The sequence below is a fragment of the Humibacter ginsengisoli genome (assembly GCF_054780095.1).
Genome location: NZ_BAAGWZ010000011.1, coordinates 63,982 through 80,032 on the forward strand (window position 1 = coordinate 63,982; position 16,051 = coordinate 80,032).

The following is a 16,051-nucleotide window of genomic DNA, read 5'->3' on the forward strand; positions in this document are numbered from 1 at the left end:
GCGGCTGGTCGATGACGACCCCTAGATTTGAGCCTATGCGAGTGCACGTTGCCGATCATCCCCTGGTCACCCACAAGCTGACCGTGCTGCGCAACCGCGAGACACCAGCGGTGACCTTCCGCGCACTCGTCGAAGAACTGGTGACGCTGCTCGCCTATGAGGCCACCCGCGGCGTCCGCGTCGCCCCGATCGAGATCGAGACGCCCGTCGCACGCACGACCGGCGTCACGCTCGCCGAACCGAAGCCCCTGGTCGTGCCCATCCTGCGTGCCGGCCTCGGCATGCTCGAGGGAATGGTCAAGCTCGTGCCGTCGGCCGAGGTCGGATTCCTCGGCATGGTGCGCAACGAGGAGACGCTGCAGCCGGCGACGTACGCCGAGCGGCTCCCCGACGACCTCTCCAACCGGCAGTGCTTCGTACTCGACCCGATGCTCGCCACCGGCGGTTCGCTGAGCGCGGCGATCGAGTTCCTGTTCAAGCGCGGTGCTGTGGATGTCACGGCCATCTGCATCCTCGCCGCTCCGGAGGGCATCGCCGCCGTGGAGCGCCTCACCGAGGGCCGCGACGTGACACTCGTCGTCGGCGCCGTCGACGACCACCTGAACGAGCACGGCTACATCGTGCCAGGGCTCGGCGATGCCGGCGATCGGCTCTACGGACTGGTCTGAGTTGTTTGGCGCGCCGGTCCCCACCCGGCGCGCCGCGGTCGACTCTCCGATATGGCTGGTTTCGGCAGCGTACAAGCCGCCGCCTAGTAGAGCGTCCGACAGGTCCCGCAACCCCGTTCGCTTTGACAGGAACGGTAGGCATCCGCTTTACTTGCACACATGACTGCACCCACGCGCACCCTGACCTCCTTCGAGGCCCTTGGGCACGCCGGCATGATGATGCCCGGCCGCGCTGCCGTCATGTGCTGTCGAATGTGTCGCTGATCCGACGACCTTTCGCCCCGCCGTCGCCGGCTGATCGAGCCTAAGCGCAGGCGTAGCCTGCCGCTGATCGACCCGATTTCGCAGCCCTTCGCGAGACATCCGTCTCTCATAGCGACGCTTCCCGGAAGCCCTCATCTCGCAGGAGCTTCCGCCCCGGCCGCCAGGCGGCCCAGCTCATCATCGAACCCGGTTCGAGAACCGCGCACCACGCGCAGGGACCGGGCTCACCCGCATCATCGCCTCGAGGACTTCACTCCCATGTCTCTTGCCACCGCCACCCCGCTGAACGACACGACCACTCTCGAGAGGCGGACCGCTCCTGCGCGACGACCTGCCGCTCACGCCGTCCCGTCGAGCATCCCGACCGCCCCGGTCGCGCAGGCTCCGGCGAACCCAGCATCCGCTCCCGCTCGCACCGCGCATCCGCGCCGCGTGGAGGCCGGGGCACCGCAGCCGGTGCAGCCGCTTCCCGCACAGCAGCGCGCCGTGCCTGCGACCGCACCGGTGCAGGACGCGCCAGCGCCGGTGCGCATCCGTGCGGTGCCGAACGGAACCCGTGCCCGCGGCTTCGCCCTGTACGTCGGGTTCGACGAAGACAAGGCCGACGCCGCCGGAACGGATCTCGGCCACGTCGTGGAGGCCCTCAAACGCCTGGCGGCCGAGATCGCGCCCGGCTCGGAGACCTACGCCGCCGTCGCGCTCGCCCCGGAGGCTGCAGGCGGACGCGACATCGACGTGGTGCGCCTCGCGCTGCAAGACCCCGCCGCCGTCGCCCGCAACCGCCAGTCCGCGGACCCGGTGCAGGACCGGGTGACCGGCGTGGTCGTCGACATCTCGCGCAAGCGACTGCTCCTCGACAACGACGCTGTCGGCCTCACGTACAAGGAGTTCGAGCTCCTGCAGTATCTCGTGCTGCGCGAAGGTCGCACGATCGACCGGGCGGAGCTCATCTCCTCGCTCTGGCGGGCGGGCGAGGACGACGTGCCGAACGAGCGCACGATCGACGTGCACATCCGGCGACTGCGCTCCAAGCTCGGACGATACGAAGACATCGTGCGCACGGTGCGCGGCGTCGGATACCGCTTCGACCGCCACGCGGACGTCACCATCCGCCACGCAGGAGCACCATCCCCCGACCTGTTCTAGTCAATGAGCGTCGTCAGCTGAGCGTGAAGCCTCCGTCGGAGGTGAGCACCTGGCCGACCACCCAGCGGCCGTCCGATGAGGCGAGCCATCCGATCAGGCGTGCCACGTCATCCGGATGCCCGAACCTGCCGAACGGCATCGAGGCGAGCACGTCGGCGACGGTCTCGGGTGAGCGGTCGCTGGTGGCGGCGTCCAGATATCCGGTGTTCACCGGCCCGGGATTGACGGTGTTGAGCAGGATGCCTCGCGGCAGCAGCTCAGCGGCCACCGTCGGCGTCACCCCGGCGAGCGCCGCCTTGCTCGCCGCATAGGCCACCTCTCCGCGCATCGGTCCCGACTGCTGGCCCGACGTCATCCAGATGACCCGCGCGGTCGCGAACTCGTCGAGGGGCGCGTTCAGACCCTCCCTGTCGCCCGGTCGCGCGCCAGAGGGCGACGTTGCCCCCGTCTCGCCACCGAACTGCTCGGCGAAGTACCGCGTCAGCAGCAGCGTCGACCGGGTGTTGACGTCGTAGTGTCCCGACAGCTTCTTGGCCGTCATGTCGAAGATCGAGCCGTCGCCACCCGAGCGCGCGTGGTTGCAGACCAGGATGTCCAGGCGGCCGACAGCGGAGCGAGCCGCCTCGATGACACGCTCGGGGGCATCCGCGTCGGACAGGTCCGCTGCGACGTCGCCGAAACGCGCGTCGGGTGCGAGCCGTTCGCGGATGCCCGCACGCACGGCATCCAGGTCGTCGCTGCCCCATGGCTGGCCGGCATCGTGTTCCGCGTGATGCTGCACGAAGACGCTCGCACCCAGTTCGGCCAGCCGGCAGGCGATGCCGTACCCGATTCCGCGGCGACGCGAGACGCCGGTCACGACGGCGGCGTGACCAGCCAGCGATAGACCCTGAACGGCATTGTCGGTCATGACGATCGAGCCTAATGCCGCATTGCGGCCCCGACAGGTTCTGAGCGGGCGGCGGAGGCGTAGCGTCGAGACCGGAGCCGCACGTGCGGCTGAAGCGCCGAACGGGGGGGGCTATGGCGACGACGCAGGAGCAAGTCCGGGGCATCATCGACGGAAACCTCGACCGGCTCCGTGTGCCAGGCGTGCTGAGCGTGCGGCCGGGATTCCGGATGCGCGATGGCTGGATCACCGACAAGCGCGCGATCGTCGTGACCGTCGCAGCGGGAACGGACGCCGGGGCATCCGGACTCCCCGCAACACTCGATGGTGTACCGCTCGACGTGCGGGTCGCGTCGCCGGCGAAGATCGCCCAGCTCGCCGGACTGACGGCGCACGGCTCGCATGCCGAGGTGCGCGAGCAGACAACGCCTGCGCCGGATCGTGGCGGCGTTCCGGTCTTCTCCGACGAACGCGTTCTCGCCGACGAGTCCGCACTCAGGCATGCGCGGTCCCTCGAAACGACGGCACTCGAGGATTCGGCTGTCGAGGGTGCGGCCCTCGAGGGTGCGGCCGTCGAGGCGGCGAAGCCGGCCAAGGAGCAGCTTGCCTACACACCGCCACCCGGTGTGCCGCTCGCCCCCGTGAGCGGCGAGATCGAGCTCGAGCTGAGCGCGAGTCCGGATTCCGGCTGGCCGGTGCTCTCGGCCTTCCTGGCCGGTACGCAGAAGACACTGACTGTCGGGCTCTACGACTTCACGTCCGCCCACGTGCTCGAGGGGTTCGAGACGGCGGCGACCGGCAAGCGCATCGTGTTCGTGCTCGACCATCCGGCGAAGAATCCGACGGCCGACCAGACCGACGATCAGACCGTCGCAGCTCTGAAGAAGTCACTCGGGGCCGCTTTCGAGCAGGCGTGGGCGCTGGAGCGTGCCGACCCACACGCATCCGCCTGGATCTTCCCCTCCGCGTACCACATCAAGGTCGCGGTGCGGGATTCGAACACGGTCTGGCTCTCCAGCGGCAACTGGAACAACTCGAACCAGCCCGACATCGACCCTGTGCACAATCCGGCCGACGCTGCGGAGGCTCGGACCCGCGACCGCGACTGGCATGTCGTCATCCACAATGGCGGACTGGCGAAGACCTTCGAGGCCTACCTCAAACACGATTACGCGATCGCGCAGCAGCACCAGGCGCCAACGTCGGTCGCGCTCGAGACCGAACTCCTCATTCAGCCACTGGCCGAGACGCCACCGTTCGAGCATTTCACTGCGGCCGAGACGATCAGAGACCAGGTGACCATCACGCCGCTGCTCACACCCGATCGCGGTGTCTACGCGGATGCGGTGCGCGGGCTCATCGAGTCGGCATCCACCTCGCTGCACCTGCAGTTCCAGTACATCGAGCCGCCGTCTCATCCCTCGGACGCGTCCGCCGCGTTCTCCGCGCTGATCGACGCGGTGATCGCCAGGCAGAAGGCCGGTGTCGAGGTGCGCATCATCATGAGCGAGTACGAGAGCGCCGGATATCTGGAGCAGCTCCAGCAGCTCGGGCTCGACGTCGTACACGGCGTGAAGCTGCAGAACAACGTGCACAACAAGGGCATCGTCGTCGACGGCTCACGCACCCTGGTGAGCAGCCAGAACTGGTCGACGGCGGGAACGCTGGAGAACCGCGACGCGGGCGTGATCATCGACAGCGCCCGCGTCGCCACCTACTACGACGGCATCTTCCAGCACGACTGGGACCACCTCGCCACCCAGCACACGCGCGAGGACTAGCTGACCGGCAGCAGACCGCTCAGGGCTGCAGGATGATCTTGCCGCGCACCTCGCCGGCCTGTCCTGCACGGTGCGCCTCGGCGGCATCCTTCAACGGATACCTGGCCCCGATCTCCACCTGGAACGTGCCGTCGGCAAGTCCCGTCAGTGCGGCCTCGAGGCCCTCGGCGCGCAGCGCTTCCTCCTCGTCGGTCAGCGGAACCGGGCTGCCTCCCGACCACGCCTTGATGCCGAGCTCCGCGGCCTTGAAGCCGACGACGATGGTGCCGATGTGCGAGCGGTCGGAGACCAGGTCGAAGGATGTCTTCAGCGCCTCATCCGTTCCCGCCATGTCGAGCACGTAGTCGACACCGCGCGGCACGGCATCGCGCACCCGCTCCTCCAGGCCGTCGCCGTACTCGAGTGCGATGGCGCCGAGCTCACGGATGCGGTCCAGATTGCGCGCGCTCGCGGTGCCCACCACTGTCGCACCTCGCTGCTTCGCGAACTGGATGGCTGCCTGCCCGACCGCACCGGACGCGCCGTGGATGAGCAGCACGTCTCCGTCACCGACACCGAGCGACTTCAGCGCCTGATACGCCGTACCGGCCGGGATCCCGAGCGCGGCGGCATCCTCGAACGACACGTTCGCTGGCTTGCGCACCAGCTTGCCGACGGATGCAACGAGCTCACTCGCATAGGCACCGTACGCGCCGCGCACCACGACCTCGTCGCCGACGGACCATCCTTCGACGCCCTCGCCGAGCTTCGCGATCACTCCGGAGACGTCACTGCCGAGGCGGCGCGGCTTCTCGATCGGGTCGGACGGACGGATGCCCTGCCGCAGTTTCCAGTCGATCGGGTTGACCCCGATGGCCCTCACGTCGATCAGCACCTTGCCCTCGCCGGGTGTCGGATCCGGGTACTCGGCCACCTCGAGAACCTCGGGACCGCCGAACCGCGTGTACTGGACCACCGTCTGCATAGAACCTCCTCGAATCGTCGTTCTCACGCTACTGCCGGTTGGCCGGCAGCGGAGCGGTGAGGTAGGCCTGTACGGTCGGGCCGATGTGGTCGACGATCCATTCGGGTTCGGCGGATGCCAGCGGCTCCCAGCGGAGCACATAACGGGTGAGCGCGAGTCCGGTGATCTGGCTGGCGAGCAGCGCCGCCCGCACGTCGACCTCGTCGGGGTCGGACGAGAACCTTGCCGTCACCGGATGCACGGCCCGCTCGAGGATGAACAAGCGCACCTGGGCGGCGAGCGCCTTGTTGCGCGTGGCGCTGCGCAGCACCGCGCTGAGCACGGAGGCGTGCGCATCCCACACATGAAGCAATGCCGTCAGCAACTGACGCGCGGCATCTTCCGGACTGGCGTCCAGAACGGGCTGCACGACCTGCCGCGGATCGACCTGCAGCGCCGTGACGGCCTCGAAGAGCCCACCCTTCGAACCGAAGTAGTGGGCGATCATCGCTGGGTCGACGCCGGCACGCTGCGCGATCTCCCTGGTGGTCGCGCCGTCGACGCCTCGATCGGCGAAGACCTCGCGTGCGGCATCCAGGAGCTCCTGCCGCGTGGTCGACTTTCCTGGTCTACGCCCGCTCACGCGACCACTCCCTGCGGACGCGCCGCGGCGGCGGCGTGAGCCCTGCGCACCGTCTCGCGATCCAGCAGCACCATGGTCTCTTCGAGGGTAGCGGGAACCGGTTCGACACGAGCCTGCATTCCGCCCAGTAGCCGCAGCACGCGGTGGCGGAGGGCATCCGCTCCCCCCGCGTCCGCCGAGCCGGCGACCCTGATGCCACGGCCGCTGAGCATGATCGGAAGCCCGGAGCGGTCCAGCACGTCGAACGCGCGCTGCCAGTCGTTGCAGGAGACGAGCACGGCGACGGCGCCGCGGGTGAGGTCGCCGACGGCGCCCGAGCCGACCATGCGCCCCTGGGAGAGCAGCGCGAGCCTGGTGCACTGCTCTGCCTCTTGCAGGTAGTGCGTCGTGACGACGACGGCGCGGCCGGACTCCGCCTGCTCGTGGATGACATCCCACAGCCTGGCACGGGCGAGCGGGTCGACGCCCGAGGTCGGCTCGTCGAGCACGAGCAGTTCCGGCTCGTGCGCGAGCGCGAGGAGGAACGCGAGCTGGCGTTGCCGGCCGAGTCCGATCTCGCCGACGACGGTGGAGCGCACGGCGTCGAGCGGCTCCGGGAGCTCCGGGCGCGGCACGTCGTAGGCGCGCGAGAGGAACGCGACGTTCTCGCGCACGCTCAGCGTGGTGTAGAGCCCGAGCCCTTGTGGAACGTAACCGAGCCGACGGCGGGACGCGTTGCTCGGTGGTTCGCCGAACAGCGTCGAGTCGCCATCGTCCGCACGCTCGAGCCCCAGCAGGATGCGCAACAACGTGGTCTTGCCTGCACCGTTCGCACCGATGAGGCCGACGACCTCACCAGGCCGCACGTCGAGGCTGACGTCGTCGAGAGCGGTGGCGTGGCCGAAGCGCTTCGTGATGTGACGCGCGGATGCCGCTGGCTCGCTGGAGCTTGGAGGGGCGGCCAGGTCCGACTTCCGTCGTGATGGCGAGGGAGCCGATGCAGCGCGCGGGGTGGACGCGAGGGTCAGGGCGATCAGGGCGTCCTCGAAGTCGGGGGATGGGATCGGCGTGACCGTGGCATCCGTCTCCGCGAGCGGGTGCGCAAAATGCGCAATTTGCGCATTTTGCACACCCCCTCGTGGCGGAATCCACACATGACGCCCGGTACCACGACGCCAGACGCGGTCCGCGAGCGCGGCGGACACGACACCTGTGCCGTCGAGTCGAGCGACCGTGCCGGGGACCGCCGCGATGATCTCGTCCGGGGTTCCGGAGGCCAGCATCCGTCCGGCGTCCAGGGCGAGCACAGACGCCGCCCGCTGCGCCTCGTCGAGATACGTCGTCGCCATGACGACGGTGGTCGGGCGGCCGTCAGCGGTGGTGCTGCGCGCGGTAGCGCTGATCAGGCGCCACAGTTCCACTCGGCTGACCGGGTCGACGCCGGTGCTCGGTTCGTCGAGGAGCACCAGCTCGGGCTCGTGCAGGATCGCCAGCACGAAGCCGAGCTTCTGCCGCATGCCGCCGGAGAGTGCGTGCCCCGGCCGATGCCGGGCCTCGGCGAGACCGGCGCGTTCCAGAAGCTCGTCAGAGCGGCTCCGGATGCTCGCGGCAGGCATCCGGTGCGACCTGCCGACGAACTCGAGGTTCTCCTCCACGGTCAGTGTCGGCCACACGCCGGAGGTCGCCGGCTGGTATCCGAAGCGCGTGCGGTCAACGGTGCGAATGCTGCCGGCATCCGCACGCACGCGATCCGCCAGCACCCGCAGCAGCGTGGACTTGCCCGCGCCGTCACCACCGACGATCGCGGTGACCTCGCCGGGAAGCGCTCGAAGCGACACCTCGTCGAGCGCAGTGACGTGACCGAACCGCACGGTGAGGCCGGTGACTCCGAACGAGCCGTCGGCGGGCATCAGGCGACCTCGGTGGCGGGCCGCTGTGCGGCATCCGCATGCTCGGGATGGCTGCGCTGCTTGACCGGGGAGATGCTGCGGCTCAGGCGCACCACCGCGAGCCCGAAGATGACGACGGCCATGACGGCGAGGATGACGAGCGGGAACCAGAGCGAATCCCAGCTCGCGCCGCGGATCATGACCCCTTGCGAGATCATCGTGAACCAGGTGAGCGGGAGGAAGTAGCCGATCCAGCGCACGCCGGCCGCCATCGCCGACAGCGGGAAGATCATGCCGGAGAGCAGAATCTGCGGCAGCAGCACCATGAACGCGAGCTGGATCGCCTGGCCCGTCGTGCGCGAAACCGAGGAGATCAGCACGCCGAGCCCCAGCACGACGAAGAGGAACAGCGCCGCGCCGACGATGAAGATCAGCGGGTTCCCGTTGAACGGAACCCCGAAGAGCAGCAGGCCGAGCACGGTGATCAGAGCCATGTCGAAGCACGCCAGCAGGAAGTACGGCGTGATCTTGCCGAGCACGACGGCACCCGCACGCAGCGGCATGACGGCGAGCTGTTCGAGCGTTCCCGCCTCGCGTTCTCGCACCAGTCCGATCGAGGTGATGATCGTGCCGATGAACGTGAGGATGAGCCCGATGATCGCCGGGATCATCACCCACGACGTCTTGAGGTCGGGGTTGAACAGAGTGGTGACCGTCAGGTGCAACGGCTGCTGACTCTGCGTGAGCTGCTGCTGCACCTGGGCGAAGATCGTCTTCGCAGACTGCGCGGCGAACAGGTTGGAACCGTCGATGTAGATGTGGGCATTCACGCCGCCCGGAGCGGGCGCCCCGGATGCCTGCACCCCATAGATCGCGACATCCGCTCGGTCGTTGCGCAGCTCCTCACGGGCATCCGATTTCGTGCCGTTCGAGTCTGTCGTCACCACATCGAGGTGGTCCTTCAGCTGCGAGTTGTCGTCGATGAGCTTCGTGACCGTCTTCGCCTCGCTGCCGTACACGGCCACCGAGAGGTGATCGACGGTGAAGTTCGCCGCGTACCCGAAGATCACGAGAAGCAGCAGCGGCATCACGATGAGGAGCGCGAGTGTGCGCCGATCTCGACGCAGCTCCTGGAACTCCTTGAGCACGATCGCGCGCATGGTGTCCTCCTCGTTGCCCGATGAGGCCATAATTCATCGCGTGGTGAATTGTGTCAAGCCGGGGCCGCGATTGAGGAACGACACAGGGATGACGACATCCGGCTGCGCTCCGATAGGTTCATCGCATGAGTGTGGTGCTGTGCGTGACGTTGTGGCCGAATCCCGGGCAGGCGGATGCCCTCGTCGAGTACGAGGACTCGGTTCTGGCGCTGCTGCCCGAGCACAGCGGGCGGGTCGTGGCCCGCGTTCGTGCCGGCGACGGCGCGGAGGCGGAAGGCGGCGACGTCGCGTCGACTGACGGGCATCCGTTCGAGACGCAGATCATCGAGTTCACCGAAGATGCCGGCCTGGATTCCTACATGCGCGACCCGCGGCGCACCGCGGCTTCCGACGTGCGCGACCGTGCGATCGCGCGAACGGAGATTCAGCGCGTCACGCTCGTCTGACGGGCCTTTTGCGACCCTTTTGCGAACTCATCACAAGTTCACAAGAAAAATAACGTTCCGATAACTAGCGCCCCGTTACCTGTTCGTTATATAGTTGAAGAGCACCGGCTGTTTGCTGTGGCGGTCGGTGTGGAATGTGATTGCAGGACACTCTTGGTGCAAGGGAGAGGGCCGGTCGTAAGCCTCTACGACCGGCCCTCGTTCTGTCTGAAGCCGGCGTCCTGTCTGAAGCCGGCGTCCTGTCTGAAGCCGGCGTCCTGTCTGTAACCGGCGTTCCGATCAGCTGCCGTAGTGGCCGTTCGTCACGAGCGTGACGACGAAACCGGCGGCACCGAGCACCGCCAGGCCGAAGGCGATCCAGACCCAGGCTCCGGATGCGCCGGTGCGGGCGGGGTAGGTGGGGTGACGGTCTTCCATGGGTCCAGATTAACCGGGCCGCCGATTCAGGGCTGCACCTTGACCCGGCGCCGTGCTCTCGTCAGTGGTCCGCCGTACTCTGGAACGCGAGGTCGTCGAGGTGCGAGGAGGCGACACGTGGCCAAGAAGTCCGCGATCAGTGCGTGGGAGTCGTTGTTCCGCGCTCAGGTGACAGTGCTGCGCGCGCTCACGGCGGAGTTCCCGCGCGACGCAGACCTCAGCCTCACCGAGTACGACGTGCTGCACACCATCTCGAAGCAGGAGAACCGCAGCATCCGCATGCGCGATCTGCGCACGCAGGTGCTGCTCACCCAGCCCAGCGTCAGCCGGCTCGTCGACCGTCTGATCGAGCGGGGACTGCTCTCGAAGTGCCCCGAACCGGATGACGGCCGCGGTGCGATCGTCCGCCTGTCGGATGCCGGCTACGACCTGTACCGGCACTGCGCGGTGCAACACGGCCGGTCGATCATCGAGCACGTCGGCAGTGCGCTCTCGCCAGAGGAGCTCGAGCAGCTCGAGGCGCTGTGCGAGAAGCTGCGCACCGGCGTCGACGGTGCCGCGCCGGTAACGTAGCCACCATGCAGCAACGTCCCATCGGAAATCGCACCGTCAGCGCCATCGGACTCGGCGGTATGCCGATGTCGATCGAGGGGCGCCCCGACGAGAAGCGATCGATCTCCGCGATCCACGCCGCTCTCGACGCCGGCGTCACGCTGATCGACACGGCGAACGCGTACCACATCCACGCCGACGAAGTGGGTCACAACGAGGCGCTCATCGCCAAGGCGCTGCGCGAGTACGACGGCGACGCATCCGGTGTACTGGTTGCCACCAAGGGCGGGCACCTGCGCCCGGGCGACGGCAGTTGGACGGTCAACGGAAACCCTGACTACATCCGTGGTGCCGCCGAGGATTCACGCCGTCGCCTCGGCGTCGAGCGAATCGGCCTGTACCAGTTCCACCGTCCCGACCCCGCCGTTCCCTACGCGGAGTCGGTGACCGCTCTGCGCGACCTCCTCGACGACGGTGTCATCGAGATGGCCGGCATCTCGAACGCGACCGTGGAGCAGATCGACATCGCCCAGGACGTGCTCGAGGGCCGCCTGGTCTCGGTACAGAATCAGTACTCGCCGAGGTACCGCTCGAGTCAGCCAGAACTCGACTACTGCATGGAGCTCGGGATCGCGTTCCTGCCGTGGAGTCCGTTGGGCGGCATCGGACGCAACGGTGCAGGCGAAGGATTCGAGGCGTTCCAAGACGTCGCGGATGCTCGTGGCGTCAGCCCGCAGGTCATCACGCTCGCGTGGGAACTCGCCAAAGGGCCCAGGGTGATCCCGATCCCCGGGTCGTCGCGGCCGGAGAGCATCCTCGACTCGGTCACGGCGGCAGATGTGGAGCTGACCCAGGAGGAACTCGACCGTCTCGGGTAGTGCGAGGCGCTGCGCTCACCGAGTGCGGTAACGGCCCGCAGCAGCCACCAGGCCGGCGAAAAGCCCGCGGTCGTCCTGCTGCTCTGGATGCCACTGAACAGCCACCGCGAACCTCTCCCCCGCCGCCTCCATCGCCTGGAGCACACCGTCGTCGTCGCGTGCTGCCGCGACGAATCCCGGATGCTGCGCCACGGCCTGGTGGTGATGGCTGGCCACGCTGAAGCGGCCGGGGAGCAGAGCGGCGAGCCGGCAGGAGGCATCCACGTGCACCTCGGTGTCGGCGTACGTGCCGTCTGTGGCGGCGTGACGGGCGTGCCCGATGGCATCCGGAAGGTGCTGGATCAGCGAGCCGCCCGCGTGCACGGCCATCACCTGCATGCCTCGGCAGATGCCGAGCACGGGCAGGCCGATCCGGTCTGCGGCGTCGAGCAGCAGCAGTTCGCTGGTGTCGCGAGCGTCCACCCAGCCCGTCACGTGCGGATCCGGTTCGGCGCCGTACGCCGCCGGGTTCATGTCCTCCCCACCGGCGATGATCAGACCGTCGAGGGCAGCGATCGTCGCGTCTGCGGCATCCTGTGTGGCGAGCAGCGGAATCAGCAGCGGCACACCGCCGGCACCGGTCACCGACCGCGCGTATGCCGCGGGGAGCAGGTCGCACTCCACGTCGCTCCACGTTCCCCACGTCGCCGGGCGATGGTACGTGGTGATGCCGATCACGGGCATCCGCGCCGCCCCGCTCACTCGAAGTCGCTCTCCAGCGGCGTCACGTAGGCGTGGCTCAGGCCGCCGTCGACGAGGAACTCGGTGGCGGTGATGAAGCTCGACTCATCGCTGGCAAGGAACGCCACGGCGTTCGCGATCTCCTCCGGCTCGGCGAACCGGCCCATCGGGATGTGCACGAGGCGCCGCGCGGCCCGCTCCGGGTCCTTCGCGAACAACTCCTGCAGCAGCGGCGTGTTCACGGGCCCAGGGCAGAGCGCGTTGACCCGGATGCCCTTGCCCGCGAACTGCACGCCGAGCTCGCGCGTCATGGCGAGCACGCCGCCCTTCGACGCCGTGTACGAGATCTGCGAGGTCGCCGCACCCATGACCGCCACGAAGGATGCCGTATTGATGATCGACCCGCCGCCCTGCTCGAGCATGTAGGGCAGCACTGCCTTGCAGCACAGATAGACGCTCGTGAGGTTGACCCGCTGCACCCGGTCCCAGGCCTCGATGCCGGTCTTCAGGATGGAGTCGTCGTCGGCGGGCGAGATGCCCGCGTTGTTGAAGGCGACGTCGATGCGCCCGTAGCGCTCCCTGGCGTGCGCGAACAGCGCGTTCACGTCGTCCGCGTTCGTCACGTCGGCGCGCACGAACGAGCCGTCCAGCTCGGAGGCGATGCCCGTTCCGCGCTCATCGAGGTCGCCGATCACGACCGTCGCCCCCTCCGCGTGGAACTTGCGGGCGGTCGCGAGGCCGATGCCGGAGCATCCGCCGGTGATCACGCCCACCTTGCCGTCGAGTTTGCCTGTCATCCGGTTATTCCTTTGCTGCTGTGTCTGGTCGAGTTCGGTGAGCTCACGTCGCGATGAACACGTTCTTCACGTCGCTGAACGCATCCGGCGCGTCCGGTCCGAGCTCGCGGCCGAGGCCGGACTGCTTGAAGCCGCCGAACGGCGTCCAGTACCGGACGGACGAGTGCGAGTTCACCGAGAGGTTGCCGCTCTCCACCCCGCGTGCAACGCGCAGGGCACGGCCGACGTCGCGCGTGAAGATGGAGCCGCTCAGGCCGAAGTCGCTGTCGTTCGCCTTGTCGATCGCATCCGCTTCGTCGTCGAACGGCACGACGGCCACAACCGGGCCGAACACCTCCTCGCGCCAGACGGGATCGGATGCCCCGCGCGGGATGACCACGGTCGGCGGGCACCAGAATCCCTCCGTGCCGGCCGGCGCCGATCCTGTGAAGGCGACGTCGGCCGCATCCAGGTACCCGCGCACGGTCTGCAGCTGACCGGACGAGATGAGCGGACCCATCTGCGCGTCATCCTGGGCCGGATCGACCACCCGGAAGCCACGTACTGCGGGCTCGAGCAGCTCCATGAACCGGTCGTAGGCACTGCGCTCGACCAGGATGCGCGAGCGCGCGCAGCAGTCCTGCCCCGCGTTGTCGAACACGCCGCCCGGTGCGGCCGCAGCGGCCTGTTCGAGGTCGGCATCGACGAACACGATGTTGGCGCTCTTGCCGCCGAGCTCCAGCGTGACGCGCTTCACCTGGTCGGCGCAGCCGCGCATGATGCGCTTGCCCACCTCGGTCGACCCGGTGAAGCACACCTTGCGCACGAGCGGATGCGTGACGAAGCGCTCGCCGACCACGGATCCTCGACCGGGCAGCACGGTGAACACGCCCTCCGGGATGCCCGCCTCCAGTGCCAGCTCGCCGAGCCGCATCGCCGTGAGCGGTGTCAGTTCCGCGGGCTTGAGCACCACCGTGTTTCCCGCGGCGAGCGCGGGTGCGAAGCCCCATCCGGCGATCGGCATCGGGAAGTTCCACGGCACGATGATCCCGACGACGCCCAGTGGCTCGTGGAACGTGACGTCCAGGCCGCCGTCGACCGGGATCTGCCGTCCGAAGTGCCGCTCCGGCGCTGCGGAGTAGTAGTTCAGCACGTCGCGCACGTTGCCGGCCTCCCAGCGCGCGTTGCCGATCGTGTGCCCGGAGTTCAGCACCTCCAGCGCCGCCAGCTCCTCGAGGTGGGCGTCGACCGTCGCGGCGAACGCGCGCAGCAGACGGGCCCTCTCGCCCGGAGCGACGCGGCGCCAGGAGGCGAACGCGCCGTGGGCGCGCCGGATGGCGGCATCCGTCTCGTCGATCCCGGCAAGCGACAGCTCGAGGAACGGCCGTCCGTTCGACGGGTCGATCAGGGTCGTGCTGTCGCCGCCCGAATACGGCGAGGACGGCAGTCCGGATGCCGGCGCTTCATGGTGCATGTCGGTCAGGGTCATCGGTCAGAGTCTCTCGAAGCCGCGGCGCAGCTCCCAATCGGTGACGGCCGCGTCGAACGCGGCCAACTCCACGTCGGCGTAGTGCAGGTAATGGTCGACGACGTCGTCACCGAGCGCCTCGCGGGCGATGCGCGATCCGGCAAGAGCCTCACGAGCGTCGCGCAGCGTGCCCGGCACGTGCGGGGCATCCGTCGTGTAGGCGTTGCCCGTCGTCTCCGGTTCCAGCTCCAGCTCGTGCTCGATGCCGTACAGGCCGCCGGCGAGCATGGCTGCCAGCGCGAGGTACGGGTTCACATCTCCGCCGGGCAGGCGGTTCTCGACGCGGGCGCCCGAGCCGCGGCCGACGAGTCGCAGCGCGCAGGTGCGGTTGTCGAGTCCCCAGGCAACCGCCGTGGGGGCGAACGAGCCCTCCGCGAACCGTTTGTACGAGTTGATGTTCGGCGCGTAGAACAGCGTGAACTCCCGCATCGTCGCGAGCACGCCAGCGATGAAGTGGTCGTAGAGCGGAGTGCGGCCGCCTCGTCCCTCATCGGCGGACGCGTCCCAGAACACGAGGTCGCCGTCCAGCCCACGCAGCGACAGGTGCAGATGACATGAGTTGCCCTCGCGCTCGTTCGGCTTGGCCATGAACGTGATGGACTTGCCGGCCTGCGCTGCGATCTGCTTGGCGGCCAGCTTGTACACCGAGTGGTTGTCGGCCGTGGCCACCACCTCGTCGTAGAGGAACGCGATCTCGTGCTGGCCGAGATTGCACTCGCCCTTCGCCGACTCGGGGTTGAGGCCGGCCTCGTACATGGCGTTGCGGATGCTCCGCAGCAGCGGCTCCACCCGGCTGGATCCGAGCAGCGAGTAGTCCACGTTGTACTGGTTCGCCGGCGTCAGGCCGCGGTAGCCGCGGTCGAACGCGTCCTCATAGCTGTTCTCGTAGACGACGAACTCCAGCTCGGTGCCGGCAAGGGCCCTCCAGCCGTGTTCGGCCGCACGCGCCACCTGACGCTTGAGGATGGAACGCGGTGACACGCGGGCATCCTCGCCATCCATCCACGTCAGGTCGCACTGCACGAGCGCGGTCTTCTCCAGGTGAGGCATGCGGCGGATCGTTCCCCAGTCGGGGACGAACACCATGTCGCCATATCCCTGCTCCCACGACGACACGGCGTAGCCGTCCACCGTGTTCATGTCGACGTCGACGGCGAGCAGATAGTTGCATCCCTCCGTGCCGTGCTCGACGACGGTGTCGAGAAAGAACCGGCCGTGCAACAGCTTGCCCTGCAGCCTGCCCTGCATGTCGGTGAATCCGAGGATGACGGTGTCGATATCGCCGGCGTCGATCGCCTCGCGCAGCGTGTCGAGCGTGAGCATCCGTTCGTTGCGCGGATGCCTCAGCGCGGCACTCGTGCCGACGCTCGCG

The 16,051-nt window shown here is 68.3% G+C and carries 16 protein-coding genes; 6 read left to right on the plus strand and 10 right to left on the minus strand.

Features of this window, described 5'->3' with window-relative positions; translation table 11 throughout:
- Window positions 1-35: 35 nt before the first annotated feature.
- Both upp and ACYVI5_RS14615 read left to right on the plus strand, forming a co-directional pair.
- Complete coding sequence (gene upp / locus ACYVI5_RS14610) at window positions 36-668, plus strand: uracil phosphoribosyltransferase (protein WP_460537238.1); 633 nt, start codon at window positions 36-38, stop codon at window positions 666-668.
- 522 nt (window positions 669-1,190) lie between these two features.
- On the plus strand, window positions 1,191-2,078 hold the full coding sequence (locus ACYVI5_RS14615; protein WP_460580846.1) for a winged helix-turn-helix domain-containing protein: 888 nt from the start codon (window positions 1,191-1,193) through the stop codon (window positions 2,076-2,078).
- 13 nt (window positions 2,079-2,091) lie between these two features.
- Here ACYVI5_RS14615 and ACYVI5_RS14620 read toward each other — a convergent pair whose 3' ends face one another.
- Window positions 2,092-2,988, minus strand: a complete 897-nt coding sequence (locus ACYVI5_RS14620; RefSeq protein ID WP_460580847.1) for an SDR family oxidoreductase — start codon at window positions 2,986-2,988, stop codon at window positions 2,092-2,094.
- A gap of 113 nt (window positions 2,989-3,101) precedes the next feature.
- On the opposite strand from ACYVI5_RS14620, the gene ACYVI5_RS14625 reads away from it, so the two are divergent.
- Complete coding sequence (locus ACYVI5_RS14625) at window positions 3,102-4,748, plus strand: phospholipase D-like domain-containing protein (protein ID WP_460580848.1); 1,647 nt, start codon at window positions 3,102-3,104, stop codon at window positions 4,746-4,748.
- A gap of 19 nt (window positions 4,749-4,767) precedes the next feature.
- Here ACYVI5_RS14625 and ACYVI5_RS14630 read toward each other — a convergent pair whose 3' ends face one another.
- The 4 genes from ACYVI5_RS14630 to ACYVI5_RS14645 are packed head-to-tail and all read right to left on the minus strand — an operon-like array spanning window position 4,768 to window position 9,362.
- Window positions 4,768-5,712, minus strand: coding sequence for a quinone oxidoreductase family protein (locus ACYVI5_RS14630; RefSeq protein WP_460580849.1), 945 nt, complete (start codon window positions 5,710-5,712; stop codon window positions 4,768-4,770).
- A gap of 28 nt (window positions 5,713-5,740) precedes the next feature.
- Window positions 5,741-6,334 (minus strand): TetR/AcrR family transcriptional regulator, encoded by a 594-nt coding sequence (locus ACYVI5_RS14635; RefSeq protein ID WP_460580850.1) that lies wholly within the window; start codon window positions 6,332-6,334, stop codon window positions 5,741-5,743.
- The gene (locus ACYVI5_RS14640; protein WP_460580851.1) at window positions 6,331-8,223 is read right to left on the minus strand and encodes an ATP-binding cassette domain-containing protein; all 1,893 of its coding nucleotides are present in this window, start codon (window positions 8,221-8,223) and stop codon (window positions 6,331-6,333) included. The genes ACYVI5_RS14635 and ACYVI5_RS14640 overlap by 4 nt, the downstream gene beginning before the upstream one ends.
- Entirely contained in the window at window positions 8,223-9,362 is a 1,140-nt protein-coding gene (locus ACYVI5_RS14645) for an ABC transporter permease (RefSeq protein WP_460580852.1), read from the minus strand. Before ACYVI5_RS14645 ends, ACYVI5_RS14640 begins: the two co-directional genes overlap by 1 nt.
- A 125-nt stretch (window positions 9,363-9,487) precedes the next feature.
- Here ACYVI5_RS14645 and ACYVI5_RS14650 point away from each other — a divergent pair, with 125 nt between their 5' ends.
- On the plus strand, window positions 9,488-9,808 hold the full coding sequence (locus tag ACYVI5_RS14650) for a hypothetical protein (protein ID WP_460580853.1): 321 nt from the start codon (window positions 9,488-9,490) through the stop codon (window positions 9,806-9,808).
- 279 nt (window positions 9,809-10,087) lie between these two features.
- Here ACYVI5_RS14650 and ACYVI5_RS14655 read toward each other — a convergent pair whose 3' ends face one another.
- Window positions 10,088-10,225 carry a hypothetical protein gene (locus tag ACYVI5_RS14655; RefSeq protein WP_460580854.1) on the minus strand — a complete coding sequence of 46 codons (138 nt, stop codon included), beginning with the start codon at window positions 10,223-10,225 and terminating at the stop codon, window positions 10,088-10,090.
- A gap of 117 nt (window positions 10,226-10,342) precedes the next feature.
- Between ACYVI5_RS14655 and ACYVI5_RS14660 the strand changes: the two genes are divergently transcribed.
- Both ACYVI5_RS14660 and ACYVI5_RS14665 read left to right on the plus strand, forming a co-directional pair.
- Window positions 10,343-10,798 carry a MarR family winged helix-turn-helix transcriptional regulator gene (locus tag ACYVI5_RS14660; protein WP_460580855.1) on the plus strand — a complete coding sequence of 152 codons (456 nt, stop codon included), beginning with the start codon at window positions 10,343-10,345 and terminating at the stop codon, window positions 10,796-10,798.
- 5 nt (window positions 10,799-10,803) lie between these two features.
- Entirely contained in the window at window positions 10,804-11,655 is an 852-nt protein-coding gene (locus tag ACYVI5_RS14665) for an aldo/keto reductase (protein WP_460580856.1), read from the plus strand.
- Between the two features lie 15 nt (window positions 11,656-11,670).
- Here ACYVI5_RS14665 and ACYVI5_RS14670 read toward each other — a convergent pair whose 3' ends face one another.
- The 4 genes from ACYVI5_RS14670 to ACYVI5_RS14685 are packed head-to-tail and all read right to left on the minus strand — an operon-like array spanning window position 11,671 to window position 16,002.
- Window positions 11,671-12,378 (minus strand): gamma-glutamyl-gamma-aminobutyrate hydrolase family protein, encoded by a 708-nt coding sequence (locus ACYVI5_RS14670; protein ID WP_460580857.1) that lies wholly within the window; start codon window positions 12,376-12,378, stop codon window positions 11,671-11,673.
- 14 nt (window positions 12,379-12,392) lie between these two features.
- Entirely contained in the window at window positions 12,393-13,172 is a 780-nt protein-coding gene (locus ACYVI5_RS14675) for an SDR family oxidoreductase (RefSeq protein WP_460580858.1), read from the minus strand.
- Window positions 13,173-13,215: 43 nt separating this feature from the next.
- Entirely contained in the window at window positions 13,216-14,625 is a 1,410-nt protein-coding gene (locus ACYVI5_RS14680) for an aldehyde dehydrogenase family protein (RefSeq protein ID WP_460581284.1), read from the minus strand.
- Window positions 14,626-14,643: 18 nt separating this feature from the next.
- Window positions 14,644-16,002: a glutamine synthetase family protein gene (locus ACYVI5_RS14685; RefSeq protein WP_460581285.1), complete on the minus strand. Its 1,359-nt coding sequence runs from the start codon at window positions 16,000-16,002 to the stop codon at window positions 14,644-14,646.
- Window positions 16,003-16,051: the final 49 nt, after the last annotated feature.